Here is a 26,765-nt window from a genome sequence, read left to right as displayed (position 1 = left end):
GTCACTCAACCCGCATATCGCCCTTTGCGTAAGGTGCAAGACATGCGTAGGCCAACCTCCCGACAGATGTTGATCGTCATCGCGGGCTGCTGCGGTATCGCGCTGCTCGCGATCGTCGCCGCGGCCCTGGTCGGGGCCGTGACGCCGGCGATCGCCGTCGTGCTGGCGGTGGGCAGCGCATCGCTGGGCGGCATCCTCGTGCTCGGCCTGTGGATCCGGCGCCTCGACGCGAAGGTGCAACGCGTGTCGGACCGGCTTGCGCGCGAGGCGGCGCGGCCCGCGCCCGTACCGCCGTGCCGCGCCGACGCCGTGGAGCCCCGGCTGCAGCGGCTGGAGGCCGCGGTGACGCGGATCGGGGACACCGCCGACCACCTCACCGAGCGGGTGGAGACCGTACTGGCCACGCTGGGCGAGGATCGGGTCGAGGCGGTCTACCGCCACAGGCACTACACCGAGCTGCTCACCGGGGTCGCCGAGGACCTGCGCCGGGTCACCGAGCACGCCCGCGCCGCCGCGGCCGAGGCCGAGCCGGTACGGCACGGCCCGGTGGGCGGCGACGGCGCGGCGGCCGGAGGCGGCCGATGATCGGTGCGCTCGCCCGCGCTCCCCTGCCGCCGGTGCTGCGGGAGGTGGGCCGACGCGACGACGTGCTCGTGGTCCGCATCGGCGTCGACGACGCGGAGCTGGAGCGGCTGCTGGGCGCGGCCGGGAACGGCCGGTCCGCCCCCTCCGGGGCCCAGGCCGTGCCGGACGGCGTGCCGGAGACGGTGACGAAGGCGGTGGCGGACCTCGACGAGGTCGAGGTGGGCCGCCCGCTCGCCACCGAGCCGGTGGGGCACCTGGTGCTGATCGCGGGCACCATGACCGACCTGCGCCGGGCGGTGGCGGTGCGGGCGCTGCTGCCCCCGGCCGCGAACATCACGATCGCCGTCGGCGCCCTGCCGTACCTGTGGCCCGCGCCGCTGCCGACCGCGACGGCGCACCCCGGCTGGCGGCACCTGCGCGACGTGCACATCCGGGTGGTGGAGAAGCGGTCGTGGGTGATGGAGGCCGAGTTCACCGAGCCGCTCCCGGCCGGGGAGGTGCTCGCCGCCGCGGCCCGCGCCTTCGGCGGCGACCCCATCGACACGATGCCGCAGCCGCGGGCCGCGCTCGCCGGTACCGGCGTCACCCACTGGCGGCCCGGCGACCCCAACGTCGTGCTCACCCCCACCCCGGACAAGGGCGCCACCCCCGGCAAGGGCGACTGCGACGTCGTGCTCGTCGCGGGCGCGGACCCGGGCGGCGGCACCGGCGACGACGGCGAGGAGCGCCCGGACGGGCGGGACGAGGAGCCCCCGGTCGTCGCGCGGCCCGGCCTGGTGGGGTGGTCGCGGTTCACCGAGCCCGGCTACCCGCGGCTCGCCGAGCCCGCCGACCCGTCGATGGTGCCGCCGGTCGACGAGCGGGCGATCAACCCGGGCGGGTTCCTGCAGACGCCGCCGCACGGGTTCGGGCGGCTGGAGCAGCGCGGCGGCCGGTGGGCCGCGGTGTACGAGGGCCGGGTGCTGACCGTCTTCGCCGCCTCCGGCGCGGTCACCGACGCGGACGTGGCGCGGCTGCGCAAACTGCGCGGCCTGCACGTGCGGTGGCGGCTGTCGCACACCGGGCCGGTGCCCGCCGCCCGGGTCCTCGCCGCCCTCGCCGCGGCCGGGGTGCCGCTCATCGCGCCCGACCCGCCCGAGTGGGTGCGTCCCCTGCTCGGCGCCGAGCTCACCGCCCTGATCTCCGGCGTCACCGAGGCCGACCTCGCCGACGACCTCGACCGCGAGGTGCACAGCGTACGGCTGCGCCGCCTGGCGCTGCGCGCGCACGGCACCCGGGGCCGCTGGCGCCGGCTCACCGCGGGCGAGGTGCCCGGCCACGGGCCGTACGAGACGCCGAAGGTCTCGGTGGTGCTGTGCACCCGGCGGGCCGACATGGTGCGGTTCGCGGTGAGCCAGGTGGCCCGGCAGCGCGGCGTCGACCTGGAGCTCGTGCTCGGCCTGCACGGCGTGCCGCTCGCCCGGGTCGAGGAGGCGGTGCGCGGCCTGCCGTTCCCGGTCACCGTGTTCGAGGCCGACCCGGCGCTGCCGTTCGGCGCGGTGCTCAACGAGGGGTTCGCCCGCGCCTCGGGCACGTTCGTGACGAAGATGGACGACGACGACTGGTACGGGCCCGACCACCTCGCCGACCTCGCGCTCGCCCACGTCTACACCGGCGCGGAGCTGATCGGCGCCCCGGCCGAGTTCGTCCACCTCGAGCAGATCGACGTCACGGTGCAGCGCGGCCGCCGCACCGAGTGCTTCCGCGACTCGGTGGCGGGCGGCACCCTGTTCATGACCCGCACCCTGTTCGAGACGGTCGGCGGGTTCCGGCCGGTGCCCCGGCACGTGGACGGCGAGCTGTGCAAGGCGGTCCGTGCGGCGGGCGGGCGCATCTACCAGATCCACGGGCTCAACTACATCCTGCGCCGCCGCGCCGCCCAGGGGCACACCTGGCGGGAGCCGATCGGCTACTTCCTCGGCCGGCGCAACCGCCGCCAGTGGCGCGGCTGGTACGCCAACCCGCTCATGGAGCTGTGACGGATCCCGCGGCCCCGCCCGCCGGTCCGGGAGCGGGCGGCCCACCGCCGCGGCACCCCGGCGTTCCGGCCGCCGGGCGCCGCGGGGCGGCACGCTGCCCGCCCGCGGCCCGGCGGGCCCGCCGTACCGGGCCGCCCGTGCCGTGTCCCGCACCAGCCGAGACCCTCCGTCGCCGCAATCCGCAACGATGACGACAGAAACCCCGAGCAGCACCGCCACCGTCACCTCGCCCGGGCGCATGCCGCGCATCCGGGGCAACGACCACGCCGTGCTCACCCCGCCGCCGCTCGGCGCGTGGACCCCGCGCCTGTCGGTGAGCGTGGTCATCCCGGCCCACCGCAGCCAGCGCACCCTCGACCTCACCCTCGCCGCGCTCGCCGCGCAGAGCTACCCCGCCCACCTGCTGGAGGTGATCGTCGCGGACGACGGCAGCGAGCCGCCGCTGCGGATCCCCGAGATCGCGCCGGAGCGCACCCGGATCGTGCGCTGCGACCCGGACGGCTGGGGCGCGGCCTGGGCGTGCAACTCCGCGGTGCGGGTCGCCGAGGGCGAGATCGTGCACCGCCTCGACTCGGACGTCATCCCGTACCGGCGGCACGTGGAGGCGCTGATGCGCTGGCACCACCTCGCCGACTACCTGGTGGTGACCGGGACGCTGCGGTTCACCGAGGAGGACCTGCCGGCCCCCGCCGAGGTGCACGCGGCGGTCGCGGGCGACCGGGCGGCGTCGCTGTTCGACTGGGCCGCCTCCCGGCCGCACGCCTGGATCGAGGAGCAGGCCGCCAAGACCCGGGACCTGCGGGACGCGCCGATCGAGGCGTTCAAGGTCCACGTCGGGGCGAGCGCCTCGGTGCCCGCCTGGCTGTACCGCGCCGCGGGCGGCATGGACCCGGCGCTGCCGCTCGGTGAGGACACCGAGTTCGGCTACCGGCTCGCCCAGCAGGGCGCGGTGTTCCTGCGCGATGTCGCCGCCCAGGCCTGGCACGTCGGGGCGCACACCATGGCCCACCGCGGCGCCGAGGCGAAGCGGCACAACTGGCCGCTGCTCGCCGAGCGGGTGCCCGCGCTGCGCTGGCTGCGCAAGCACCCGCGCCGCCACTGGCTCGTGCCGTGCGTCGAGGTCGTGGTCGAGGTGGGCGACGCGCCGTACGAGCACGTCCGGGCCACCGCGGACGCGGTGCTGGCGAGCACGCTCCCGGACGTCACGGTCACCCTCGTCGGCCCCTGGTCCGCGCTGCCCGGCGGCCGCCGGTCCCCGCTCGACGACCCCTGGCTCGACCTGCGGCTCGTCCGGTACACCTACGAGCACGAGCCCCGGGTACGGCTCGCCGAGTCGGTCCCGCCCGACAGCGCCCCGGCGATGTTCCGGCTCAGCTGCCCGCCGGGCTGGGCGGTCGCCCCGGACACGCTGCGCACGCTCGTCGCCGACTCCAACAAGCACGTCTGGGGCGTGGCCTGCCTCGCCCTCGCCGAGACCCCGGAGACGGTGATCACGGCCCGCCTCGAGCGCACCGCCGCGGTCACCCGGGCCCGTCACCTGCGCGCCCCGGGCGAGGACCTCGACGACGTGATCGACCAGGTCTTCGGCGTGCACTGGCTCGACGGCGAGTCGTACGGCTTCACCTGGCGGGGCGACCCGGCCTAGCCCGGCGGGCGCGGCGGCGCCGTACCGGACGCGGGCGAGGAACCCCGCACTCGGCCGGGTCGAACGGCGGCCGAGGGCCGTCGGGCGCTTGGCGCAGCGGGCGGCGGTTCCGCCGGGGTGCGGGCGCACCTCCCCGCGGCTGTCGTCGCCGGCCGCCATCGTGCGGAGCGCGGCGCCGTGCCGCCTCACAGCCGGTCGGCGAGGGCGGAGAGGTAGGCGATCGAGTCCTCGGCGGGCAGCGCCGAGTCGCACAGCCGCCGGAAGAGGGCGGTGTAGCGGTCGATGTCCTCCTGCTCCTCCAGCAGGTGGGACGCGGTGGCCGTCTCCTGGTAGACGACGCTGCGGTCGCACTCCTCGGGGAAGTCGAGGATCACGAACGAGCCGCTCAGGCCGGGGTGGGGGCCCGCGGACAGCGGCAGCACCTGCACCGTGACGTGCTCCATCGGCCCGGTCTCGGCCAGCCTGCGCAGCTGGCGGCGGTGCGCCTCCCGGTCGCCCAGGGGCCGGATCAGGGCCGCCTCGTCGATGATCGCCCAGTAGCGGGGCGGGTTGGCGCGGGTGAGGATGCGCTGGCGCTCCAGGCGGGCCTCGATCCGCCGCTCGATTTCCGCGGGATCCTCGATCCGGGCTCCCCGCATGATCGCGCGCATGTAGTCCGCCGTCTGCAGCAGGCCCGGGATGAGGGCGAGCTCGAACGTGGTGATCGCGGACGCCTCGGCCTCCAGGCCCACGAAGGAGGAGCGGAAGACGTCCGGGTACTTGGTCCACCAGCCGGGGCGGCGGGCCTCGCGGGCGAGGGTGACGAGCCTCTCGATCACCTGCTCGTCGGTCACGCCGTAGGCGGCGCACAGCACGCGGATGTTCTGCACGTCCGGGCGTTTGGTCAGGCCGTTCTCGAGGCGGGAGATCTTCGAGGTGGACCACTCGAGCTCGGCGGAGGTCTCGTGGATGCTCTTTCCCGCCGCCTCGCGGAGCCGGCGCATCTCGTGCCCCAGGCGACGGAGGCACATCGTGGGGCTGTGACCGTTATCGCCCATTCGCATCCCTTTCGCGCATGTCGGGGGGCCGGGGATATTTCCGGGCATGCTCGACCGATGACAATTCAGCGTTGCGGGTTCGTCGCTGCACCCGCACGACGTGCAGCGTAGCAGTTCTTTTACGCTGCGTGACCGAGAATTTCCGTGAACACGCAACCTTCCAGCTCAGCGGCAGAGCCGAGGCTCCCCATCCGAGCATTTCCGACAAAACAAAAAAGCCGCAAATCATGCGGCCCAACGAATGCCAGGACGAAGCGGCGGATGGGGCCCGTACGGCTCGCCGATTTGGTCGGCTTTACCCGGGGCGCGGCCCGTCGTGCCGTACCGTCCGCCCTGGTACGGCCAGCCCCGGCGGGGCGCCGGCACGGGCTTTCGCGGCCGGAGCCCGCAAACGGCAGGCCCGGCTCACCCGCCGTCCGGACGCCACGGCACGGCCGGATGCGGCCGGGCCGGATGCCGGGTCAGATGTGGTGCCGCCAGGACGGCTCGACGATCCGCCACTCCGCCTCCCACTGGCGGGCGGCCCGCCGCTGGTTGATCAGCCGCGTGGTGACGAGCAGCAGCGTCGAGGCGGCGAGCGCGGCGAACGGCGGGGCGGCGCCGGCGCTGATCGCCGCGGCCACGGTGGCGCCGCGGTCCTGGGGCGGCCGGGTCTGCACGCCGTCCCGGTCGACCCAGATGAGCACGGTGTCGCCGACGCGCCGCCCGGGATCGACCTCGACGAGGCCGCGGCGCACGGTGCCGTCGGGCGCGGTCCACTGCGCCCGGGCGCGTCCGGGGATGACCCCGCCGGCGGGCGTCACCCCGGGATGGGTGAGGTCCTGGACGAGCACGGCCTGCGTTTGCTGCCGGCTCGCCTTCTGTTCCCGCTCGGCGCGCACCCCCTCGTCGTACGCGCGGGTGCCCATGCCGATGCCGATCACGACGGCGACCGCGACGGCGAGCAGCGCGAACAACCGCAGCGCGCACTCCACCCGGTCCGAGGTACGGCGGAGCGGGTTGCGGTCGAGGCCCAGCCAGCGGGCCAGGCGGGTGGGCGGACTGTTCCACATGGCACACACCTCGATTCGTCACTACCCGGATCCGGGCGGATAGACCTGCCCAAACCCAGAAAGCCGCACGTCAACCGGTGCGCCTCCGGCACGGCGCGGGCCGTACCGCGGGGCCGTGCCGTACCCGCCGGCGCCGATCCCGTCGCGGGCGATGCCGCGATCGGCCTGCTTCGACATTGATAGGGAGCCGCAAACGTGGTGACGATGGCGTGGGCAAGCGCCGCATCACCCGCTCTGCAGGGAACAACGGCGACCGTGATGCAACGCAGGCCCGCCCCCGGGAGGACAGCGACGTGCTGAACGAGGACCTCACACACGAGCTCGAGACGGTTCCGGACTTCGACCGCTTCGCGGGAGTCGACGAGGTGGTGGGGGAACTCGCCCGGCTCGCCGAGCGGCATCCGTCGGTGGCGGTGCTCCGGCGGATCGGCACCTCCCGGCTCGGCGAGCCGCTGTTATGTCTCACCGTCGGGGACGGTCCCGCCCAGGGCGTCGTCGTCGGCATGCCCCACCCCAACGAGCCGATCGGCGGGCTCACCGCGATGCACCTCGCCCGGCGCATGTGCGAGGACGCGGCGCTGCGCCGCTCGGTCGGCTACACCTGGCACATCGTCGGCTGCATCGACCCGGACGGCACGCGGCTCAACGAGGCCTGGTTCACCGGTGAGTTCACCCCCTGCCGCTACGGCCGCAACTTCTACCGGCCCGCCGGGGACGAGCAGGTGGAGTGGACGTTCCCGCTCGCCTACAAGGACGCGTACTTCGACCGGGTGCTCCCGGAGACGCTCGCCTGGATGCGGCTGATCGACGACGTCCGGCCCACGTTCATGACCTCGCTGCACAACTCCGAGCGCGGCGGGGTCTTCTACTACGTCAGCCGGCCCGAACCCGCCCTGCACCCGGCGCTGAAGGCGCTTCCCCTCCGGTACGGCCTGCCGCTGCACCTGGGCGAGCCGGAGCACCCCTCGGTGCGGCGGCTCGACGACGCGATCTACCTCATGCTCAACGCCCGCGCCCTGTACGACTACCTGGAGAGCATCGGGCAGAAGTTCGACGGCCAGATCGCCGGGGCCTCGAGCACCGAGTACGCGGAACGGCACGGCACGTTCGTCACGATCGTGGAGCTGCCCTACTGGCGCGACGACGCCGCGGGCGACCACTCGCCGGCGGGCGTGCCGTACGCGCGGGTGGTGCGCGACACGGCGGCGGACCTCGCCGAGCTGGCGGCGGTGCTGCGGTGCACCCTCGACGCGGTGCTCGGCGAGGTGGTGTCGAACTCCCCGTTCCTGCGGGCGTCGCGGTTCTTCGTGCCGCTCGTCGCCGACGTGGCCGAGTCGGAGCGCATCCGGGCCCGCGAGCCGGGCAACGACCGGGAGGCGACGGTGGCGGAGGTGCGGTCGAGCCGGGACCTCGTGCACACCTACCGGCTGCGCTACACCGGGATGCTGCTGCGCGCCCTGGAGGCCGAGATCGGGATCGGCAACGGCACGCCCACGATCCGGGCCCGGCACCGCGTGCTCGAGGAGATCTACACGGCCTGGGCGGCCGCGGCCACCGCGGACACCACGCCGGAGCCGATTCCGCTGCGCGACCTGGTGGCGATCCAGTACGGCACGATCCTCGCGGGCGCCCGGCATGCGAAAACGTGACCGGTGAGGGGCCGGAGGGCCCGCCGGAAACGCCCGGGGAAAGCGCGCGGGAAGGCGCGGCGAAACCATGGCGACGGACTAAGGCCAGGCTTACCGAATTTAGGTTCGCCTTGCCTGACCGAAATAAGTCTTGCCTGCGTCATTTATTATTGAATTGCCGTGTTTTTGACGCGAGGGGAGCTTTTTCATGTCCGTTGCCGAAGCACACCATCGGGACATCACCGGCGGCTGGCTGCGGCCTGCCGTGTTCGGGGTGATGGACGGGCTGGTGTCGAACGCCGCGCTGATCGCGGGCGTGGTCGGCGGCGGCGCGAGCGCGTCCACCGTCGCGATCACCGGCCTCGCCGGGCTCGCCGCGGGCGCGTTCTCCATGGCGACCGGTGAGTACACCTCGGTGCGGTCGCAGAGCGAGCTCTCCCTGGCCGAGATGGAGATCGAGCGGCGGGAGATCCACCGGAACGCCGAGGCGGAGGAGCGGGAGCTCGCCCTGCTCTACGAGTCCCGCGGCGTGGAGCCCGGCCTCGCCCGCGAGGTCGCCCGCCAGCTCCACCGCGACAAGGAGGTGGCCTGGCGCATCCACACCCGGGAGGAGCTCGGCATCGACCCCGACGACCTGCCCTCCCCGTGGACCGCGGCGATCTCCTCCTTCGTCTCGTTCTCCCTCGGCGCCCTGGTGCCGCTGGTGCCGTTCCTGGTCGGCCTGCCGTCGCTCGGGCTGGCCGTACTGCTCACCGTGCTGGCGCTGTTCACCACCGGCGCCGTCGTCGCCAAGCTCACCGCGCGCCCCTGGTGGTACGGCGGGCTGCGCCAGCTGCTGCTCGGCGGGGCGGCCGCGGGGGTGACCTACACGATCGGCACCCTGTTCAACGTGACGCTGGGCTAGCGCGCCTCCGGGCGACGCGGCCGCCCGCCGGCCCCGGCCGGTGCCGGGGACCGGCGGACGCGCGCCGGGCCGCGGGCGTCACTCGACGGTGACGCTCTTGGCGAGGTTGCGCGGCTTGTCCACGTCGCGGCCGAGGGCGACGGCGGCGTGGTAGGCGAACAGCTGCAGCGGGATCGTCAGCAGGATCGGGTCGAGCTCGGTCTCGTTCTTCGGCACCACGATGACGTCCTCGGCGAGCTTCGGGTCCGGGGTGCGGTGGCCCACCATGAGCACCTGGCCGCCGCGGGCCTTGATCTCGCCGAGCGTGGTGAGGTTCTTGTCGAGCAGCTCGTCGTCCGGGACGATCGCCACCGTCGGCATCTCCGGGCCGATCAGCGCGAGCGGGCCGTGCTTGAGCTCGCTCGCCGGGTACGCCTCGGCGTGGATGTAGGAGATCTCCTTGAGCTTCTGCGCGCCCTCCCGGGCCACCGGGTAGCCGCGCACCCGGCCCACGAACATGATCGACGAGTGGCCGACGTACCTGCGGGCGAGGTCGGCGATCTGCGGGCCCTGCTTGAGGATCTCCTCGATCTGGTCGGGCAGCCTGCGCAGGCCCTCGCAGATGCGGCGCCCGTCCGCCGGGGACAGGTCGTGCACCCGGCCGAAGTGCAGGGCGAGCAGCGCGAACGCCACCGCGGTCGAGGTGAACGCCTTGGTCGAGGCGACCGACACCTCCGGCCCGGCGTGCAGGTAGATGCCGCCGTCGCACTCCCGGGCGATCGCGCTGCCGACCGTGTTGACGATGCCGAGCACCCGGCCGCCCTTGCGCTTGAGCTCCTGCACCGCGGCGAGGGTGTCGTAGGTCTCCCCCGACTGGCTGACCGCGACGTAGAGGGTGTCGTGCTCGACCACCGGGTTGCGGTAGCGGAACTCGGAGGCGGGCTCGGCGTCGGCCGGGATCCGGGCGAGCTCCTCGATCATCTGCGCGCCGATCTGCCCGGAGTAGTACGCCGAGCCGCAGCCGATGATCTTCACGCGGCGGAACGCCCGGGTCTCGTGCGGGGTGAGGTTGAGGCCGCCGAGGTGGGCGACGTGGAACCGGTCGTCTATGCGGCCGCGCAGCGTGCGGGCGACCGTCTCCGGCTGCTCGGAGATCTCCTTGAGCAGGTAGTGCTCGTAGCCGCCGGTGTCGTAGTGCCCGGCGTCCCAGTCGACGGTGAGCGGCTCCTTGGAGGTGACCCGCGCGTCCATGGTGAGGGTCTGGAAGCCGTCCGCGCGCAGCACCGCGAGCTCGCCGTCCTCCAGGTGCACCACCTGGCGGGTGTAGCGCACCAGCGCCGCCACGTCGGAGGCGGCGAACATCTCCTTCTCCCCCAGGCCGAGCACGATCGGGCTGCCGTTGCGGGCCACCACCACCTGGTCCGGGCGCTCGGCGTCGATCACCGCCAGGCCGTACGTGCCGACGACGCCCTTCAGCGCCATGCGCACGGCCTCCTCGAGCGTGTCGGTCTCCTTCACCGCCCGGGCGATCAGGTGGGCGATCACCTCGGTGTCGGTCTCGCTGACGAAGGTCACCCCGTCCGCCTCGAGGCGGTGCCGCAGGTCGTCGGCGTTCTCGATGATGCCGTTGTGCACCACCGCGATGCGTTCGGCCGCGTCGAGGTGGGGATGCGCGTTGATGTCACTCGGCTCGCCGTGCGTCGCCCAGCGTGTGTGCCCGATGCCGGTGGTGCCCTTGAACCGGGCCGGCACCGTGGCGGCGAGATCCGCGACCCGGCCCTTGGTCTTGCGCACCTTGATGCCCCTGTTCGCCACGGCGATGCCCGCCGAGTCGTAGCCGCGGTACTCCAGCCGCTGCAGCCCTTCCAGCAGGATGGGGGCCGCGTCCTTCGGGCCCACGTAGGCGACGATTCCGCACATGCAATTCCTCCTTCAGCCGTACACGATCCGGCGCAGCTGCCGCAGGGAGAGATCCGGTGCCGCCACCCGCCGTCCCGCCAGCTCGACCGAGATCCGCTTGAAGATGACGTCGTTGGTCAGGCCGCGGGCACGCAGCTCGGCGTGGCGTCGCCGGACGAACTCCTCCACGGTCTCGCCGAAGTAGGCGAGCACGTCGGCGATGACCCGTGCGGCCTCTCCGCGCCCCAGCGCGGTCGTGCGGGTCAGGTGGTCGATCAGTTCCTCATGTGGATGACACGACGCCGACGAACCCCGCCAGGTCGTCGCACCCCTCATTCCGTCCCCCCGGATCTCCCACCCGTCTGCCGGCCCTCTCCGCCCGGCGTCACGGGCAAGGACACTACGGAGTTCGGGCCGCAAACACCAAGTTTTCTGCCCGAAATCGGGCAGGAAATGTCTCACGGGAGGCGGCAAAGACCCCGCCAAGGGGCCGAAAGGGGGTGGTCAGCCCGCCCGGCGCCGCTCCGGCCGGCCCGGCGGCGGCGCCGGGGTCGCGGGCCCGTACGGCACTGCCGTACCGGCCCTGCGGGGCGGGGTTCGGGCGCCGGGGCCCTCGGGCGGTCACACCAGTGCTCGGAATCCGCTAAAGTAATCAACGCATCAACCGATGCGCGCGGACGTGGCTCAGTTGGTAGAGCATCACCTTGCCAAGGTGAGGGTCGCGGGTTCGAATCCCGTCGTCCGCTCGAGGGAGTACCCGGGCGATTAGCTCAGTGGGAGAGCGCTACCTTGACACGGTAGAGGCCACTGGTTCAATCCCAGTATCGCCCACCATATCTTTCCTGTTCGGCGGGTGTTTCGGCCAGGTTGGGCCGCCCCGCCGTTCGTGTTTGCGGCTCCTCGAATCCCCCGACGCGTTGGCGGCCGGGCTCCGGATGTGAGCCTGGACACCCGGCGAAGTTCCGGCGGGCGCGAACCCGTCGCGATCCGGCGGTGTCTATACCGAGCAGGAGCCCGGACGATCACCGGAGGGCCGGGCGTGAGATCACGGGGGTCACCCATGCACCGTTCCGTTCGTCGTGCCGTCACCGCCGTCACGGCGGGTGCCGCCGCCGTCGCCGCCTCGCTCGCGATCCTGGCCGCGGGGACCGCCGAGGCCGCCGCCGCGCCGCGGTTCCCGGCGCCCGAGCCGTACGGCACGAACATCCAGGATGACCCTGGCCACGACTTCAGCAAGGCGATCCACTCCCGGCGCGACGGCATCCTGCGGGGCTGGGTGACCTACTACGACGCCAAGCACGGCACCGCCGAGTACAAGCCGATCGCGTGGACCATCGGCAAGAAGGGCGGCAAGGTAACCGGCTACTTCGCCGACCCGGGCGAGTACGTGGTGATGAACTACCGGTCCCACGTCTCGCCCAAGGCGGAGCTGTACAGCGCGCGGAACTGCGACGGCGGCAAGGTGACCGTCAACAGTCGCGGCCTGGGCACCAAGCGGTGCGGCAAGGCGGCCCTGACCGCCCACCTCAAGGCGGGCAAGCGGCCGGCGCTGATCACGGTCCACCGCGGCGAGATCGTGCGCATCCAGGAGATCTTCGTGCCCTGACGGCCAGGGGCGCACCGAACACGAGCCGGACGCGGACGGTGACGACCGCGTCCGGCGTCTTCTCTGCCGCGAGCCGGAACCCGGCGAGCAGGATGCGCGGCAGGTGCCCGTGCCCGGCCGGCGGGCCGATCCACTCCCCCCATTGACTTCCCTACCGTCGGCGCATAACTTCGAACAAGTTTTCGAATTTGTGCCGACGGTAAGACTCATGGAGGTGAGTAGGTGTCCGCACCGCTCATGGCCGTCTACGGAGCGACCGGCCACACCGGACGGCTGGTGGCGGCCGAGCTGATCGCCCGGGGCCGCGACGTCATCCTCGCCGGGCGGGACGACGCACGGCTCAGGGCCGTCGCCGAGGAGCTGGGCGGCGGCCCTCGGGTGAGGGTACGGCAGGCCGCGCTCGACGACCCGGCGGCGCTGCGCGAGCTCGCCGAACAGGCCACGGTGCTGATCCACTGCGCCGGGCCGTTCACGCACACCGGCCAGGCCGTCGCGCGGGCGGCGATCGACGGCGGCTGCCACTACGTCGACCACGGGCTGGAGCAGCACCACACCAGGTGGTTCTTCGACGCCCTGCCGGAACCGGCGGCACGGGCGGGCGTGGTGATGGTCACCGCGATGAGCTTCTACGGCGGCATGGGCGACCTGCTGGCGGGGGCGGCCGCCGCGGGCCTGACCGGGATCGAGCGGGTGATCGCCGCCTACGCGGTGAGCCGCTGGCGCCTCACGGCCGGGGCGAAGGCGACCGCGGAGCTGCTGTTCGCCGACACCCGGCGGATCACCTACGAGGACGGCGCCGAGCGCATCGGCTACGTGGAGCCGCGCAACGCGGTCTTCCCGTTCCCGCCGCCGCTCGGCCCGCGCACGATGATCGCCCCGGTGCCGTTCCCCGAGGTCGTCACCGTGCCCCGGCACGTCCGTACGCGCCGGGTGGAGGCGCAGCTCACCGCGCACACCTTCCAGGAGGAGCACGTGTTCACCAGCGAGCACGTGGACGACGCGACCCGGGCGGGTTCGGAGTTCACGGTCGCCGTCCAGGTGATCAACGAGCACGGCAACCAGGCCGCGCGGGTGAGCGGGCGCGACCTGTGGCGGCTGAGCGCCGTCGCCTCGGTGGAGGCCGCGATCCGCATCGCCGACGGGCGCGGTCCTGGGCGGCCGGGCGTGTACTCCCCCGCCGAGGCGTTCGCCCCGGGCCCGTTCCTGCGCGACCTGGAGCGGCTCGGCCTGTGCACGCTCGTCCTCCCGGAGGCGGCGATGGCACGGTGATGATCCTCGTCACCGGCGCGGCCGACGGGTCGCAGGGTGCGACCGGGCGGCGGGTCGCGGAGCCGCCGCCCGCTCCGGCGGCCGGCCGCCGGTGACGCTCGCCGGGTTCGCCGCCGGCCGACCCGACCGGTGGCGGCGCCCGCGCCCCATGGTCTCCGCGGCAGGCCGGTGTCCGCCGCCCCGCCGGCCTGCACCGCGGTGAACGACCGGCCCTGTTTTCTCATTGATGAGACACGGTCGTCTCAATATTGAGACGACCGGGGAATGTCTCTTGTTTCCCATCCGTTACACGGGCGCACAAACGGAATGCCATTCTGACCGCCGTGCGGCAACCCGCCCCGACCCACCTCTCCATAACGGCGTTTTCCCTGGTCAACGCGGTGTCTCCGCGCCCTGCGGACGATCACGGAACCGGGCCGGCGGCGGGTCCGGCATATCGGGCCGAGGCGGCCCAAAGCGCGGGCGGACGAAATCTCTTTCGCACTGCGAAAGCCTTGTGGCGGCCCCATTTCGAGACCCGCATAGTTGCGTGACAAGAGTCACACCCGGCCGGGGTCAGGTGAACTTCGCGTTACACCGGACCCGTCGGCACACCCTGCCGCAAAGGAGGGAAGGCCGTGATTTAGGTCATGCACCGGGGGCACGGGCCGCCGGGCGGCCGCGGCCGAGGCGCAGCATGCGGCCCGCTCATCTTCCCAGATCACGCCGGTCGTCACGGGCCGGCGGCGCCGACGACGAACGTACGCCGTTCCTCTCACTCTTCTCGGACCTCGAGTAGGCCGACAAAGGGGCCGAGGAGCTTATCGATATCCCACCCCGGATCAGCCACACGCGTCAGGCGTTTCCTCTCGCCGCATTCCGCCGGGCGGTGCGGCCATTCCTGCCTGCGGTTTTCATGACGAAGGAGCGACGACGTTGCCGTCCCCTCCGCTACTCGAAGTCAAAGATCTGTACGTGCAATTCCCGACGCCGAAGGGTGTCGTGAACGCGGTCAGCGGCGTGTCGTTCACGGTCGCGCCCGGGGAGACCGTCGCCATCGTCGGCGAATCGGGATCGGGCAAGAGCGTGTCGTCGCTCGCGGTGATGGGTCTTCTCGGCACCGGCCGGATCGCCGACGGATCGGTCTTGCTGCGCGGCGAGGAACTCGTGGGGACGGATCCGGAACGGCTCCGCGAGCTGCGCGGCACCGAAATGGCGATGATTTTCCAGAACCCGATGACCTCGCTCGACCCGCTGTTCACCATCGGGGACCAGCTCGTCGAGGCGATGCGCGCGCACCGGCGGATCTCCCGGCGCGAGGCGCGCGCCCGGGCGCTCGAGCTGCTGCGCGAGGTGGGCCTGCCGGACCCGGAGCGCCGGATCCGCTCCTACCCGCACGAGCTGTCCGGCGGCCAGCAGCAGCGGGTGATGATCGCAATCGCCCTCGCCTGCGAGCCCGCGCTGCTCATCGCCGACGAGCCCACCACCGCGCTCGACGTGACCGTGGAGGCGCAGATCCTCGACCTGCTGCGCCGGATGCAGCGCGACCACGGCACCGCGCTGCTGCTCATCACCCACGACATGGCGGTGGTCGCCGAGATGGCCGACCGGGTCGTGGTGATGTACGCCGGGCAGGTGGTCGAGCAGGGGCCGGTGCGCGAGGTGCTGCGCTCGCCGAGCAACCCGTACACCAGGGCGCTCATCGACTCGATCCCGTTGCCGACCACGCCGCGGGACCGGCCCATGCCGGCGATCGGCGGCAGCGTGCCCACGATCACCGAGATGCCGCCCGGCTGCCGGTTCCACCCCCGCTGCCCGTCGGTGCAGGACCGGTGCGCCCGTGAGGCGCCGCCGCTGCGGGAGGTCGGCGCAGGGCGGGCGAGCCGGTGCTGGCTGCACGAGACGGCCGGTGCGGCCCTCGGAGGCGAGGTGCGCCGTGCCGGTTAGCTCCCAGGGCGGCGCCACCCCGGGCGAGGGCCCGCCGGGGCAGGCCGCATCGCAGAGGGCCGTATTGGCGGAAGGAGGGTCGGATCACCGGATGTCCGATCACCATATGACAACGACGACGGGGGCCGCCAACGGCGCGCTCGCCACCGACCGGCGTGCCGACCTGGCACGGCCCATCCCCGAGCGGGCCGAGCCGGCCGTGCTGTTCGAGGCGCGCGACCTGGTGAAGCGCTTCCGCACCCGGCGGCACACGGTGCACGCGGTCAACGGCGTGTCGCTGAGCATCCCGCGCGGCCGCACGGTGGGGCTGGTCGGCGAGTCGGGCTCGGGCAAGTCGACCGTCGCCCGGCTGGCGCTGCGGCTGCTCGACCCCACCTCGGGCGAGCTCCGCTTCGACGGCATCGACCTGCTGCGGGTCTCCCGGCGGGAGATGCGGGCGCTGCGGCGGCGCATGCAGATCGTCTTCCAGAACCCGCTCGGCTCCCTCAACCCGCGCATGCGGGTGCTGAACGTGGTCGGCGAGCCGCTCACCGTGCACCGCATCGCCAAGGGCAGGCAGCAGGTGGACCGGGTGGTGGAGCTGCTGGAGAAGGTCGGGCTCGGCGCCGCCGACCTGTACAAGTTCTCCCACCAGTTCTCCGGCGGGCAGGCGCAGCGCATCGGCATCGCCCGCGCCCTCGCCACCGACCCGGACCTGATCGTCTGCGACGAGGCGGTCTCCGCGCTCGACGTGTCGGTGCAGGCCCAGGTGCTCAACCTGCTCAAGCGCCTGCAGGCCGAGCTCGGCCTGTCGTACCTGTTCATCGCCCACGACCTCAACGTGGTGCGGTACATGGCCGACGAGGTCTGCGTGATGTACCTCGGGCGGATCGTGGAGCGGGGCGACGGCGACACGCTGTTCACCGACCCGCGGCACCCCTACACGCAGATGCTCGTGTCCGCGGTGCCGGAGTTCGCCCCCGAGCGTGAGGGCGAGCGGCGGCACCGGGTGGCCCCGCGCGGCGAGCCGGCGAGCCCGAGCAACCCGCCCTCGGGATGCCACTTCCACCCCCGCTGCCCGAAGGCGATGGCGCGGTGCCGTACCGAGGCGCCCAAGGTGCACCGGATCGAGGACGGCCGCACCGTCGCCTGCCACCTGTACGACCCCGCCGGGGAGGCGAGCGGAAAGTGATCGCCTACGCGTTGCGCAGGCTCGGCTACGGCGCCGTGGTGCTGGTGCTGGTCACGGTCATCGTGTTCGTGATCATGCGCCTGGTGCCCGGTGACGCGGTGAGCCTGCAGCTCCAGGAGGTCGGCGCGAGCAAGGAGGAGGCCGACGCGCTGCGCGCCGAGTTCGGGCTCGACGCGCCGGTGTGGGTGCAGTTGTGGAACTGGCTCGGCGGCGTGGTCCAGGGCGACCTCGGCACCTCGTTCTACAGCCGGGAGCCGGTGGTCGACCTGTTCCTCGCCCGGGTGCCGGTCACCATCCAGCTCGGCCTGCTCGCCATCCTCGTCGGCTCGCTGCTCGGCCTGACCATCGGCGTCGTCGCCGCGGTCACCCGCGGCTCGGCCGTCGACGGCACGCTGCGGCTGATCGCGGTGGCGTTCCTGTCGGTGCCGAACTTCGTGGTCGCCCTGCTCACGCTCACCGCGCTCGCGATCTGGTTCGCCTGGTCGCCGCCGCTCGTCTACGCGGGCCCGACCGAGGACTTCGCGAGCTGGGCGCAGCAGGTCGCGATCCCGGTGCTCGCGCTCGGCACCGGCGGCATGGCCGCGGTGGCCCGGCTCACCCGGTCGTCGATGCTCGAGTCGCTGGGCTCGGACTACATCCGCACGGTGCGCGCCAAGGGCGTACGGGAGAAGACCGTGGTGCTCAAGCACGCGCTGCGGAACTCGACGATCGCCGTGCTCACCCTGCTCGGCCTCGAGCTCGCCACCATCCTCGGCGGCACCGTGATCATCGAGCAGATGTTCGGCCTGCCGGGCACCGGCCAGCTCATCTACCAGGCGGTGCTCGACCGGGACTACCCGGTGGTGGTCGCCTGCACGATCTTCTACGCCGCGCTGTTCGTGATCATGATCATCGTCATCGACCTGCTCTACGCGCTGGTCGACCCGCGGATCCGGCACGGGAGGGCGTTGTCGTGACCCAGGAGAACCTGTTGACGGACACGCAGCCGGCGGCTCCCCCGCGGCCGGCCGCCGCGCAGGCGGAGGCCCCCCGGCCGCCGCGCCGGTCCACGGTACGGCGCGTGGTGCGCGGGGTGCGTGACTTCGTGCGCGCCCAGCCGCTCGGCGCCACCGCGCTGGTGCTCATCTGCCTGTTCGTGCTGATCGCGATCCTCGCCCCGGTGGTCGCGCCGTACGACCCGATCGTGCAGCAGCGGCGGAACATCCTCGAGCCGCCGTCGGCGGAGTTCCTGCTCGGCACCGACGACCTCGGCCGCGACGTGCTGAGCCGGGCGATCCACGGCGCCCGCACCTCGCTCGTCATCGGCGTGATGACCACGCTGATCAGCCTGGTGCTCGGCACCGCGATCGGCGTGGTGTCCGGCTACTTCGGCCGCGGCCTCGACATCGTGCTCCAGCGGGTGATGGACGCGGTGCAGGCGATCCCCGGCATCGTGCTGCTGCTGTTCATCGCGGTCGTGCTCGGCCCGTCGGTGCGGAACACGATCATCGCGCTCACCGTCGTGATCACGCCGTCGTTCAACCGCATCGCGCGCGCCGAGACGCTACGGGTACGGCAGGAGCCGTACGTGGAGGCCGCGCGGGCCACCGGGGCGGGCGCCCCGCGCATCCTCACCCGGCACATCCTGCCGAACATGATCGCCTCGGTGTTCACCCTCGGCAGCCTGATCTTCGCCGGGGTGATCATCGCCGAGTCGGCGCTGAGCTTCCTCGGCATCGGCGCGCCGCCGCCGACCCCGTCGTGGGGGCTCATGCTCTCCGAGGGCGTGCGGTACGTCGAGCGCGCCCCGTGGCTGATCGTCGTCCCCGCCGTCGCGCTCTCCATCGCCGTGTTCAGCTTCAACCTGCTCGGCGACGCCCTGCGCGACCACCTCGACCCACGCGTGCAGCGGCTGGTGATCCAGGAGCGGCGCGGCTGGTGGGGGCGTCGCCTCATCTCCCGCCTGGCGCCCAGCCTCGCCCAGGGCGCCGAGCGGCTGGAGTCCACCGACACGCGGGCCGGCGGCACCGGCCGCGTCCCCGAACCACCGCGGTAACCGACCGATGAGAGGCAGGAGCATCGTGCAGATCTCTCGTGGCGGGTTGGGCGTCCCGGCGAGCCCGACCCGCGGCCCCGACGCAGGCACGGCAACGACCCCGGCCGGGACGACGGCCGGTCACCTCGCGCACCCCGGGAGGCCGGCGTGAAGCGCCGCATTCTGCTCGGCGCAGCGCTCGCCGTCTCGCTCGCGCTGACCGCGTGCAGCGGCGGTGGCGGCGGTGGCGGCAACGGCGGCGCGGGCACCGGTGAGGCGAAGGCCCCGGCGGGCAGCCCCCGGCCGGGCGGCACGCTCGTGCTGCAGTCGCCCTCGGAGATCGTCAACGGCATCAACCCGCTGGAGACCATCGACCCGACGGCGTCGTCGATGATCTCCGGCACCGTCTACAGCAAGCTGGTCGACGTCAAGACCGGCCCGGACGCCAAGACCGGCTACGAGATCGTGCCCGACCTCGCCGAGTCGTGGGAGATCTCGGAGGACGGCAAGACCTACACCTTCCACCTGCGCAAGGACGTCCGGTGGCAGAACATCCCGCCGGTGAACGGCCGGCCGTTCACCTCGGACGACGTGGTGGCCACCTTCGAGGCGCTGAAGAAGGCCACCCAGGTGCACCAGTGGATGATCGAGCCGGTCACCAAGATCGAGGCCCCGGACGACCACACCGTCGTCCTCAGGCTCAAGCGCCCCTACGCCCCGCTGCTCGACTACCTCGCCTACCACTTCATGGTGATCCTCCCGCGGGAGGGCGTCGAGGGTAAGTTCGACCTGAAGACCAAGGCGATCGGCACCGGCCCGTTCATCCTGGAGAGCCACAAGCCCGAGGTGGAGTGGGTCTTCAAGAAGAACCCGGACTACTTCGAGAAGGGCAAGCCGTACCTGGACGAGATCCGGCGCCCGATCGTGCAGGACATCGCCGCGGTCACCGCGGCGCTGCGCAGCGGCCGCATCGACGTCGGCACCACCAGCGACGCGAACGTCGCCAAGGAGCTGGAGTCGAAGGGCTTCACGGTCACCGAGACCCCGGGCGCGCCGGTGAGCATCTACCTCAACGCCAAGCGCAAGCCGTTCGACGACCTGCGGGTACGGCAGGCGTTCGTGCGCGCGGTCGACTGGGTCGGCATGGGTGAGAACATCCGCGGCCGGTACAACCTGACCTCGCTGCTGCGGCCGGACACCTGCTCCTGCGCGCTCACCAAGGACGAGGTGCTGCGGCTGCGGCCGTACGACCCCGAGGGCGCCAAGCGGCTGCTCGCCGAGGCGGGCTACCCGAACGGCTTCTCCACCAAGATGATGGTGCAGAAGGTCGACGACGAGGACGTCCGCGAGGCGCAGTGGATGCAGGACGACCTGGCCAAGGTCGGGATCAAGGTGGAGCTCGAGATCGTCGACCCGGCGACGGGCATCGAGCGGCGCCGCAACCACGACTTCGACGTCACCAAGGCGCTGCGCGGCGTGCACCTGCCCGACCAGATCTGGCGTGACTTCGAGCCCGACTCGCTGGAGAACTACGCCGAGATCAAGGACGACGTCCTGATGGACCTGCTCGAGCAGTCCCGCGCGACGCTCGACGAGGCCAAGCGCCACGAGATCTACCGCCAGATGCAGGAGCGCATGGAGACGGAGATCGTCCAGGCGCTCTACCCGATCCAGAAGTTCGACTACACGATCGCCAACCCGCGCGTCCAGAACCTCTGGCCGAGCCCGATCTACCAGGGCAAGCGGCTGGCGGACGTCTGGCTGAGCGACTCCTGACCGGTGCCGCCGCCGCGGCGGGACGGGGCGGCGGCGGTGCCCGCGGCCCGGCCCGGTGCGTCACCCGACGCCCGGCCGGGCCGCGGCCTTTCCGCCACCGGCGGGCGGCGGCGTCCCCTCGGCGGCGGCCACGGGTCCGGACCCGGGCCTGCCGCCGGCAGCGGACGGACGACCGGGGCGGTGCCCGTTGCGCATGCGGCGTGTCCGGCCGTCACCCGGCCCGCAGGCCGCCCGGATCCGCCGGCGCGGTGCCTCCGGCGGCGCAGGCACGGCCGCGCCGCGACGACGTCGAGGCCCGGGCGATCCGCGCCGGTACGGCTCCGCCCGGCCCGCGGGGTGACGCGGACCGGGCGGAGGGAGCGGAGCGGGCGCCGGAGTGACCGGCCCGGCTCACTTGCCGATGCCGGCGGTGAGGCCGCTGAGGAGCTGGCGCCGGCCCACCGCGTAGAGGATCACGATGGGCAGGGTGGTGAGCACGACCGAGGCGAGGATGGCGGGCACGTTCACGCCGTGCTCGCCCTGGAAGGTCCACAGCGCGAGCGGCAGGGTGCGCTGCTCCGGGGACTGGGTGAGCACGAGCGGGAGCAGGAAGCCGTTCCACACCTGCAGCATGTTGTAGATCGCCACGGTCACCACGGCCGGGCGGGTGAGCGGGAACGCCAGCCGCCACAGCGTCATCCAGGTGGTCGCGCCGTCCATCCGCATCGACTCGAACAGCTCCTTGGGCACGTCGCGGATGAAGTTGGCGAGCACGAGCACCGACAGCGGCAGGGCGAACGCGATCGACGGCAGGATGATCGCGCCCAGCGTGTCGTACATGTGCATCCGGATGATGATCAGGTAGACGGGGATCACGGCCGCCTGGAGCGGGATGGCGAGCCCCATCAGGAACAGGCCGTTCACCCAGCGCAGGAACCGGCTGTGGGCGCCGCGCACGATCGCGAACGCGGCCATGAAGGCGAGCAGCACCGCGGGCACCACCGTGCCGACCGCCACGATCACGCTGTTGACGAAGTAGGTGGCGAAGTCGGCCTCGATGACGAGGCGGTAGTTCTCCAGGGTGGGCTCGGTCGGCGGGGCCAGGGGGTTGCTCGCGAAGTAGCCGGACTGCGACTTGAAGCTGGTGACGACGATCCAGTAGATCGGCACGATCACGACGACGAGCCACAGCCACGCCGCGGTGCCGCCGATCCAGTTCCACTCGCGCAGCGGGGTGCGGCGGCGGCGCCGGCCCGACCGGGCCGGTGCGACCGCGCTCTGCTGCTCGATCTCGGTGACGGTCACGGCCATCTCACGCTCCGTCCAGCTGGCTCGCGGCAGGGTTCGAGGCGCCGCCGATCCGGCGCAGCAGGAGCGCCAGGCCGAGGCCGGTGAGCACGATGATCACGGCGATCACGCTCGCCGGTCCCATGAGGTTCGCCTGGAAGCCCCGCTTGTACATGTCGAGGGCGAGCACACGGGTGGCGTCGCCGGGGCCGCCCTGGGTGAGCACGAAGATCAGGTCGAAGAAGGTGACCGAGCCGACCACCATGAGCGTGGACGAGGTGATGATCGTGTACTTGAGCTGCGGCAGCGTGATGCTGAAGAACTGCCGCACCCGGCCGGCCCCGTCGAGCTGCGCCGCCTCGTACATCGAGCGCGGGATCTGGCGCACCCCGCCCTGGTAGATGAGGGCATGGAACGGGATGAACTGCCAGGACACGATGAAGACGATCACGCCCATGGCCAGGTGCGGCTCGCCGAGCCAGTCCTGCACCAGCAGGTCGACGCCGAGCCCGGCGCCGAGGCCGAAGTTCGGGTCGAGCAGCGCCTGGTAGGCGACGGCGATCGCGGCGGAGCTGAGCAGCAGCGGAATGAAGAAGATCACCGCGAGCACGGCCCGGTAGCGCTGGTGCCCGGCGAGGAACGTCCCGAGCAGGATGCTCGCCGGCGTCTGCACCAGCCAGGACAGCGCCATCACCTGGAACGTCACCCACAGCCCGTGGGGGAGCTGCGGGTCGGCGAGCACCTCCCGCCAGCTCGCCGGCCCGGTGAAGGTGATGTCGCCGATGCCGTCCCAGGTGGTGAAGCTCAGCGCGAGCACGCCGACGAGCGGGACGACGCCGAAGACGACGAAGAACAGCAGCGCCGGCAGGGCGAGCCAGGGAAGCACGCGGTCGCGGGTGTCCGGCGCGACGGCGCGCCGGCCGGTACGGCCCGGCGCGCCGGAGGCGATCGCGGTCATCGCAGATCCCCCGATGATGCGGTCATGGCCTTGGTCCTGCCCGTCACTTGCCGATGACCTGGTTCATGTTCTCGGCGAACTGCTGCGGCGAGATCGACAGCTGGAACAGCTTGGCGATGTTGTCGAGCAGCACCTCGGCGGCGGTCGGGCTGAGCGCCTGGTCCCACGACTGGCCGAAGTGCTTGGCGTTGTTGGCGATGTCGTAGGTGAACTTGAGGAAGTCGGCGTCCGGCGACTGCGCCAGCAGCGACTCGGTGCCCTTCAGCACGGGCAGCGAGCCGACGTCGATCCACGCCTTGGCCTCCTCGTCGGTGACGAGCGAGGCGAGGTACCGCTTGGCGATCTCCTTCTGCTCCGGGGTGGCCTTGGAGTAGATCGACAGGTACTGGGCCGGGTTGCCGAAGGTGTTGCTCGGGTCGCCCTTGCCGCCGTCGACCGGCGGGAAGTTCATGTAGCCGAGGTGGCCACCGGTGACGAAGTCGCCGCCGTTGCTCTTCATGCTGCCGTAGGTCCAGCTCCCGTGCAGCATCATCGCGGCCTTGTCGGTGAAGAGGAGGGCCTGGTCGGCGTCCTGGTCGGCGACGATCGAGGAGAAGCCCTTGACGAAGGCGTTCATCTTGACGAGCTTCTGCACCTCGGTGAGCGCCTTGATCGCGTCCGGGTGGGACCAGGCGTTCTTCTCCCCGTCGTACACCGCCTGGAACACCTCGGGGCCGCCGATGCGGTCGAAGAGGAACTCGAGCCACATCATGTTGGTCCACCGCGACTGCCCGGCGAGCGAGAACGGCGCGACGCCCGCGGCGTTGAACTTCGGCACCAGGTCGAGCACGTCGCCCCAGGTCTGCGGCGGCTCGACGCCGACCTTGTCGAAGACCCGCTTGTTGTAGAAGAGCACGATCGGCTGGATCCGGTCGGTGGGCAGGCCGTAGACCTTGTCGTCGATGACCCCCGCGCTGAACGTCGACTCCAGCAGCTTGTCCTTGATCTGCGGGTTCTCGTCGAGCCACGGGGTGAGGTCGTCCACCTGACCGGCCTGCACGTAGCTGCGGAGCGTGCCGCCGCCCCATCCGAAGATGAGCGTGGGCGCCTGACCGGCCCCGATCGCCGTCTTGATCTTGGTCTTGTACGCGTCGTTCTCGAAGAGCGTGACCTTGACGGCGGCATCCGGATTCGCCTTGTTGAAGCGCTCGGCGGACGCCTTGCGCACGCCCTCGGCGGGCTGGCCGGTGAGGTACCAGATGGTGGCGGTGGGCTTGCCGCCGCCACCACCGGAGGACGGGCTCGGTCCGTCACTGCCGCAGGCGGTGAGCGCGGCACCCAAGGGCAGGGTCAGCGAAAGACCGAGAAAGGTACGCCGAGTCGTCGTCCTGATTTCCACTCTGAACTCCGTGATCATCTGCCGAGGGCCGGCCGTGGCTCGTCGGCCGAGGCCTGCGGGCCCGGATCGGCTCCCCCGGACGCCGAAAATTTCGTTTTCGCCCGCGAAACGGCTTTGTGGTGGGAATCTAGATTTCGTTTCACGTAAATGTCAACCGGCGTGTCCTTACCTTTACAATCGACCTTGCCGTTAAGTGCGAAAATTTCAGGACGGCACTCGCGGGAAGATGTGGGCACGGCCCTGGTTACGGGCATCCGAGTACGGCCGGGCCGATGAAAACACCTGATCGATGGTGGTAGCCCGGGCGAGCGCCCGCGGTGACCCGGGGTACGCCGCGGCCGCGGCGCGCCCGCGGCGCGGGAATTTGCGCGCGAAAATTTCAGGGCGGCGCCCGCGGGAGAACGCGGACACCGCCCTGGTCACGGGCGCCCCGGGTACGGCTAGGTTCCTGAAACGACCTGATCGGAGGCGAGCGCCCGGATCCGGGCCTGGAGCAGCTCGCGGAGCGAGGCGGCCTCGGTGTCGACCGTGGCGGTGTCGGCCCCGGCGTTGCGCTTGTAGGCCGCGACGATCTCGTCGAGCAGGCGGGCCGCGGTCCCGTCGCGGAACAACCCGGCGAACAGGGCGCGGTACTGCTCCTCGTAGACCGCGGTGAACGCCCGCGACGCGAGGAACCGGTCCTTCAGCGGGTGGCCCATGCGCGGTCCGCCACCGCCGCCGACCGGGTCCCGCCGGGTCCGGTTCCCGCCCTGCGGCGGCTCACCGGGCCGCGTCCGGGCGTTCCCCTGCCCGTCCGGGGGCCGCCACGGGCCGAAGCCCCGCCGGACGGAGTCGTGCGGCCCGGTCGCGGGGTCGCCCTGGAAGGCGAGGTTGAGGTCCCAGTTGATCACCCGGAACCGCCTCGTGGCGCGGTCGTACCACAGGTAGTAGTTGCGTCCCGGCCCGCTCATGTCGTCGAAGTTGAGCAGCAGGTTCTGCAGCGCGACGTAGCGGGCGAACGACCCGACGTCGAGCCGGTCGGCGAGCCCGCTCGCGAACTCCTCGTCCGAGGCGTCGTTCACCCACCTGATCAGGTCGATCACCGGCTGCAGGTCGGCGCTCCCGACCGCGTTGACCTGCTTGAAGTCGGTGGTGTACCGGGTCTGGTCCTCGCCCTTGTAGTCGAAGCCGCCGGAGGCGAGGGCCTTGTAGAGCACCCCGTCGCCGAGCCGCTCGGCGTACCCCTCGTCGAGGTACTCCACGATCAGCCGCGGGCCCGACGTCCGGCCGTTCACCGAGAACGACCCGTAGGTGAACCGCTGGCCGGGCTCGCCGGACTCGCCGACCAGCGCGATGGCGAGCGCCTCGTTGAGCAGCGTCGCGGACCGCCCGAGCGCCGGCCGTACCGCGATCTGGGAGTGTCCCTGGTAGCGGCGGCCCGCCACGAACTCGTCGAAGCTGATCAGCCACGGCAGGTTCTCCGGCTCCTCGCCCTTGAGCGACGAGCCGAACACGCCGCCCCCGAACCCGCCGAACGGCCCGCCGCCCTGCCGCACCCCCTGCCGGGTGCGGACCATGCCGTTCCAGGTCAGGCCGTTGAGCGTGGAGTTGCCCTTGAGCCGGACGCCCACGCTCGGGATCCGGGTCCCGTCGATGACCAGGTCGGCCTCGATGTACTTCTTCTCCCCGGTGGCGAAGTACTCCTGCAGCATGTCCCGGTACGCCGCGTCGCCGAAGGTGAGCGTCAGCTCGTGCGGCACCGAGGTGTCGAACAGGTCCACGGTGCCCCTGACGTCCACGGTGACGCCCGCCGCGGCGTCCGCGGCCGGGGCCCGGACGGCGTACGGGCGGATCATGCCGCTGCCGAACACGCCGCCGCACACGCCGAGGACCGCCGTGCACAGCGCGACCAGGCGCCAGTGCTGCCGCAGCCGTACCGGGATCCGGTGCCGCAGCCGCCGCCGGGGACCGTTTCCGACGTGCTCCATGGCGGCCTAGAGATCGGTCTGGTCGTAGCCGGTGAGGACGGTGACGCCCTGGCCGTGGTTGCGCTCGCGCAGGGCCGCGATCAGGTCGGCGGGCTCGGAGCCCGGCTTGATGCGCACCGTGTACATCAGCTCGAGCAGCGCGCCGCCGCGGATCGACTCCATGCTCACCAGCTCGAACTCGTCGGTGAACCGGATCAGCACGTCCTGGATGACGTGGGTGTGGTCCCCGTCCGCGGGCACCTGCACCTTCACCACCTGGCGCCGCACGTTGAGCCGGAACCAGTCGAACCGGTGCATGATCAGGATGATCAGCGAGATCGTCACCGCGGCGACGACGGCGAGCAGGTAGAACCGGGTGCCGACGGCCATGCCGACGCCCATGACGAGGAAGATGAACCCGACGTCGCGGGTCTCCTTGATGGCGTTGCGGAACCGGACCACCGAGAGCGCGCCGACGAGCGCGAACGCGCGGGCGATGTTCGACCCCACCACCAGCATGATCAATGCGATGAGCATGCCGATGACGACCAACGTCTGCACGTACGACTGGCTGTAGGACACGTGGCGGTGGGTGGCCCGGTACACCCAGCCGATCATCGCGCTGAGCGTGAACGACAGGGCCATGGCGATGGCGATGTCGGCGGCGCTGAACGTGCCGGACAGGTCCTCGAAGGTGAAGTCCACGGG

Annotated in this window: 21 protein-coding genes and 2 tRNA genes; 14 read left to right on the top strand and 9 right to left on the bottom strand. The window is 72.0% G+C overall.

Going from position 1 to position 26,765, the window contains the following annotated elements; translation table 11 throughout:
- The first annotated feature begins 66 nt into the window (after positions 1-66).
- From FHX40_RS07720 to FHX40_RS07710, 3 genes are all read left to right on the top strand, one after another.
- Positions 67-585: a hypothetical protein gene (locus FHX40_RS07720; protein ID WP_142258975.1), complete on the top strand. Its 519-nt coding sequence runs from the start codon at positions 67-69 to the stop codon at positions 583-585.
- Positions 582-2,603 (top strand): glycosyltransferase family 2 protein, encoded by a 2,022-nt coding sequence (locus FHX40_RS07715; protein ID WP_142258974.1) that lies wholly within the window; start codon positions 582-584, stop codon positions 2,601-2,603. The genes FHX40_RS07720 and FHX40_RS07715 overlap by 4 nt, the downstream gene beginning before the upstream one ends.
- Positions 2,604-2,790: 187 nt before the next feature.
- Positions 2,791-4,248: a glycosyltransferase family 2 protein gene (locus FHX40_RS07710; RefSeq protein WP_142258973.1), complete on the top strand. Its 1,458-nt coding sequence runs from the start codon at positions 2,791-2,793 to the stop codon at positions 4,246-4,248.
- A gap of 185 nt (positions 4,249-4,433) precedes the next feature.
- Here FHX40_RS07710 and FHX40_RS07705 read toward each other — a convergent pair whose 3' ends face one another.
- Positions 4,434-5,285, bottom strand: a complete 852-nt coding sequence (locus tag FHX40_RS07705) for a helix-turn-helix domain-containing protein (protein WP_142258972.1) — start codon at positions 5,283-5,285, stop codon at positions 4,434-4,436.
- A 461-nt stretch (positions 5,286-5,746) separates the two neighbouring features.
- A complete protein-coding gene (locus FHX40_RS07700) occupies positions 5,747-6,337 on the bottom strand; it encodes an Rv1733c family protein (RefSeq protein WP_142258971.1) in 591 nt (196 codons plus the stop codon).
- Between the two features lie 209 nt (positions 6,338-6,546).
- On the opposite strand from FHX40_RS07700, the gene FHX40_RS07695 reads away from it, so the two are divergent.
- Both FHX40_RS07695 and FHX40_RS07690 read left to right on the top strand, forming a co-directional pair.
- On the top strand, positions 6,547-7,986 hold the full coding sequence (locus FHX40_RS07695; RefSeq protein WP_211350197.1) for a M14 family zinc carboxypeptidase: 1,440 nt from the start codon (positions 6,547-6,549) through the stop codon (positions 7,984-7,986).
- Between the two features lie 187 nt (positions 7,987-8,173).
- Positions 8,174-8,869, top strand: a complete 696-nt coding sequence (locus FHX40_RS07690; protein WP_142258969.1) for a VIT1/CCC1 transporter family protein — start codon at positions 8,174-8,176, stop codon at positions 8,867-8,869.
- Between the two features lie 78 nt (positions 8,870-8,947).
- On the opposite strand, the gene glmS is transcribed toward FHX40_RS07690, so the two are convergent.
- On the bottom strand, positions 8,948-10,768 hold the full coding sequence (gene glmS, locus FHX40_RS07685) for a glutamine--fructose-6-phosphate transaminase (isomerizing) (protein ID WP_142258968.1): 1,821 nt from the start codon (positions 10,766-10,768) through the stop codon (positions 8,948-8,950).
- A gap of 12 nt (positions 10,769-10,780) precedes the next feature.
- Complete coding sequence (locus FHX40_RS07680) at positions 10,781-11,083, bottom strand: hypothetical protein (protein WP_142258967.1); 303 nt, start codon at positions 11,081-11,083, stop codon at positions 10,781-10,783.
- Positions 11,084-11,420: 337 nt separating this feature from the next.
- Between FHX40_RS07680 and FHX40_RS07675 the strand changes: the two genes are divergently transcribed.
- The 9 genes from FHX40_RS07675 to FHX40_RS07635 all read left to right on the top strand — a co-directional run bounded on the left by FHX40_RS07675 (position 11,421) and on the right by FHX40_RS07635 (position 20,509).
- Positions 11,421-11,493, top strand: a tRNA-Gly gene (locus FHX40_RS07675).
- Positions 11,494-11,506: 13 nt separating this feature from the next.
- Positions 11,507-11,581 (top strand) — tRNA-Val (locus FHX40_RS07670).
- Positions 11,582-11,807: 226 nt separating this feature from the next.
- A complete protein-coding gene (locus FHX40_RS07665; RefSeq protein ID WP_142258966.1) occupies positions 11,808-12,353 on the top strand; it encodes a hypothetical protein in 546 nt (181 codons plus the stop codon).
- A 222-nt stretch (positions 12,354-12,575) separates the two neighbouring features.
- Positions 12,576-13,622, top strand: coding sequence for a saccharopine dehydrogenase NADP-binding domain-containing protein (locus FHX40_RS07660; protein ID WP_211350195.1), 1,047 nt, complete (start codon positions 12,576-12,578; stop codon positions 13,620-13,622).
- A 981-nt stretch (positions 13,623-14,603) separates the two neighbouring features.
- Entirely contained in the window at positions 14,604-15,548 is a 945-nt protein-coding gene (locus tag FHX40_RS07655; protein ID WP_229788700.1) for an ABC transporter ATP-binding protein, read from the top strand.
- 106 nt (positions 15,549-15,654) lie between these two features.
- Complete coding sequence (locus FHX40_RS07650) at positions 15,655-16,719, top strand: ABC transporter ATP-binding protein (RefSeq protein ID WP_170198752.1); 1,065 nt, start codon at positions 15,655-15,657, stop codon at positions 16,717-16,719.
- Positions 16,716-17,675 carry an ABC transporter permease gene (locus FHX40_RS07645; RefSeq protein WP_142258963.1) on the top strand — a complete coding sequence of 320 codons (960 nt, stop codon included), beginning with the start codon at positions 16,716-16,718 and terminating at the stop codon, positions 17,673-17,675. The genes FHX40_RS07650 and FHX40_RS07645 overlap by 4 nt, the downstream gene beginning before the upstream one ends.
- A 14-nt stretch (positions 17,676-17,689) precedes the next feature.
- The gene (locus FHX40_RS07640; RefSeq protein WP_211350193.1) at positions 17,690-18,754 is read left to right on the top strand and encodes an ABC transporter permease; all 1,065 of its coding nucleotides are present in this window, start codon (positions 17,690-17,692) and stop codon (positions 18,752-18,754) included.
- Between the two features lie 147 nt (positions 18,755-18,901).
- Positions 18,902-20,509: an ABC transporter substrate-binding protein gene (locus FHX40_RS07635; protein ID WP_142258962.1), complete on the top strand. Its 1,608-nt coding sequence runs from the start codon at positions 18,902-18,904 to the stop codon at positions 20,507-20,509.
- Between the two features lie 390 nt (positions 20,510-20,899).
- Here the strand turns inward: FHX40_RS07635 and FHX40_RS07630 are convergent, their stop codons facing one another.
- The 5 genes from FHX40_RS07630 to FHX40_RS07610 all read right to left on the bottom strand — a co-directional run bounded on the left by FHX40_RS07630 (position 20,900) and on the right by FHX40_RS07610 (position 26,762).
- A complete protein-coding gene (locus tag FHX40_RS07630) occupies positions 20,900-21,799 on the bottom strand; it encodes a carbohydrate ABC transporter permease (protein WP_142258961.1) in 900 nt (299 codons plus the stop codon).
- Between the two features lies 1 nt (position 21,800).
- Complete coding sequence (locus FHX40_RS07625; RefSeq protein WP_142258960.1) at positions 21,801-22,733, bottom strand: carbohydrate ABC transporter permease; 933 nt, start codon at positions 22,731-22,733, stop codon at positions 21,801-21,803.
- 43 nt (positions 22,734-22,776) lie between these two features.
- Positions 22,777-24,111: an extracellular solute-binding protein gene (locus FHX40_RS07620; protein WP_229788698.1), complete on the bottom strand. Its 1,335-nt coding sequence runs from the start codon at positions 24,109-24,111 to the stop codon at positions 22,777-22,779.
- 440 nt (positions 24,112-24,551) lie between these two features.
- Entirely contained in the window at positions 24,552-26,078 is a 1,527-nt protein-coding gene (locus FHX40_RS07615; protein ID WP_142258958.1) for a CotH kinase family protein, read from the bottom strand.
- 6 nt (positions 26,079-26,084) lie between these two features.
- Positions 26,085-26,762, bottom strand: a complete 678-nt coding sequence (locus FHX40_RS07610; RefSeq protein WP_142258957.1) for a DUF4956 domain-containing protein — start codon at positions 26,760-26,762, stop codon at positions 26,085-26,087.
- Positions 26,763-26,765 lie beyond the last annotated feature (3 nt).

The sequence above is a fragment of the Thermopolyspora flexuosa genome, from assembly GCF_006716785.1.
Classification (GTDB): domain Bacteria; phylum Actinomycetota; class Actinomycetes; order Streptosporangiales; family Streptosporangiaceae; genus Thermopolyspora; species Thermopolyspora flexuosa.
Note: the sequence above shows the minus strand (reverse complement) of the source record. Positions and strands in the feature narration are given on the sequence as shown.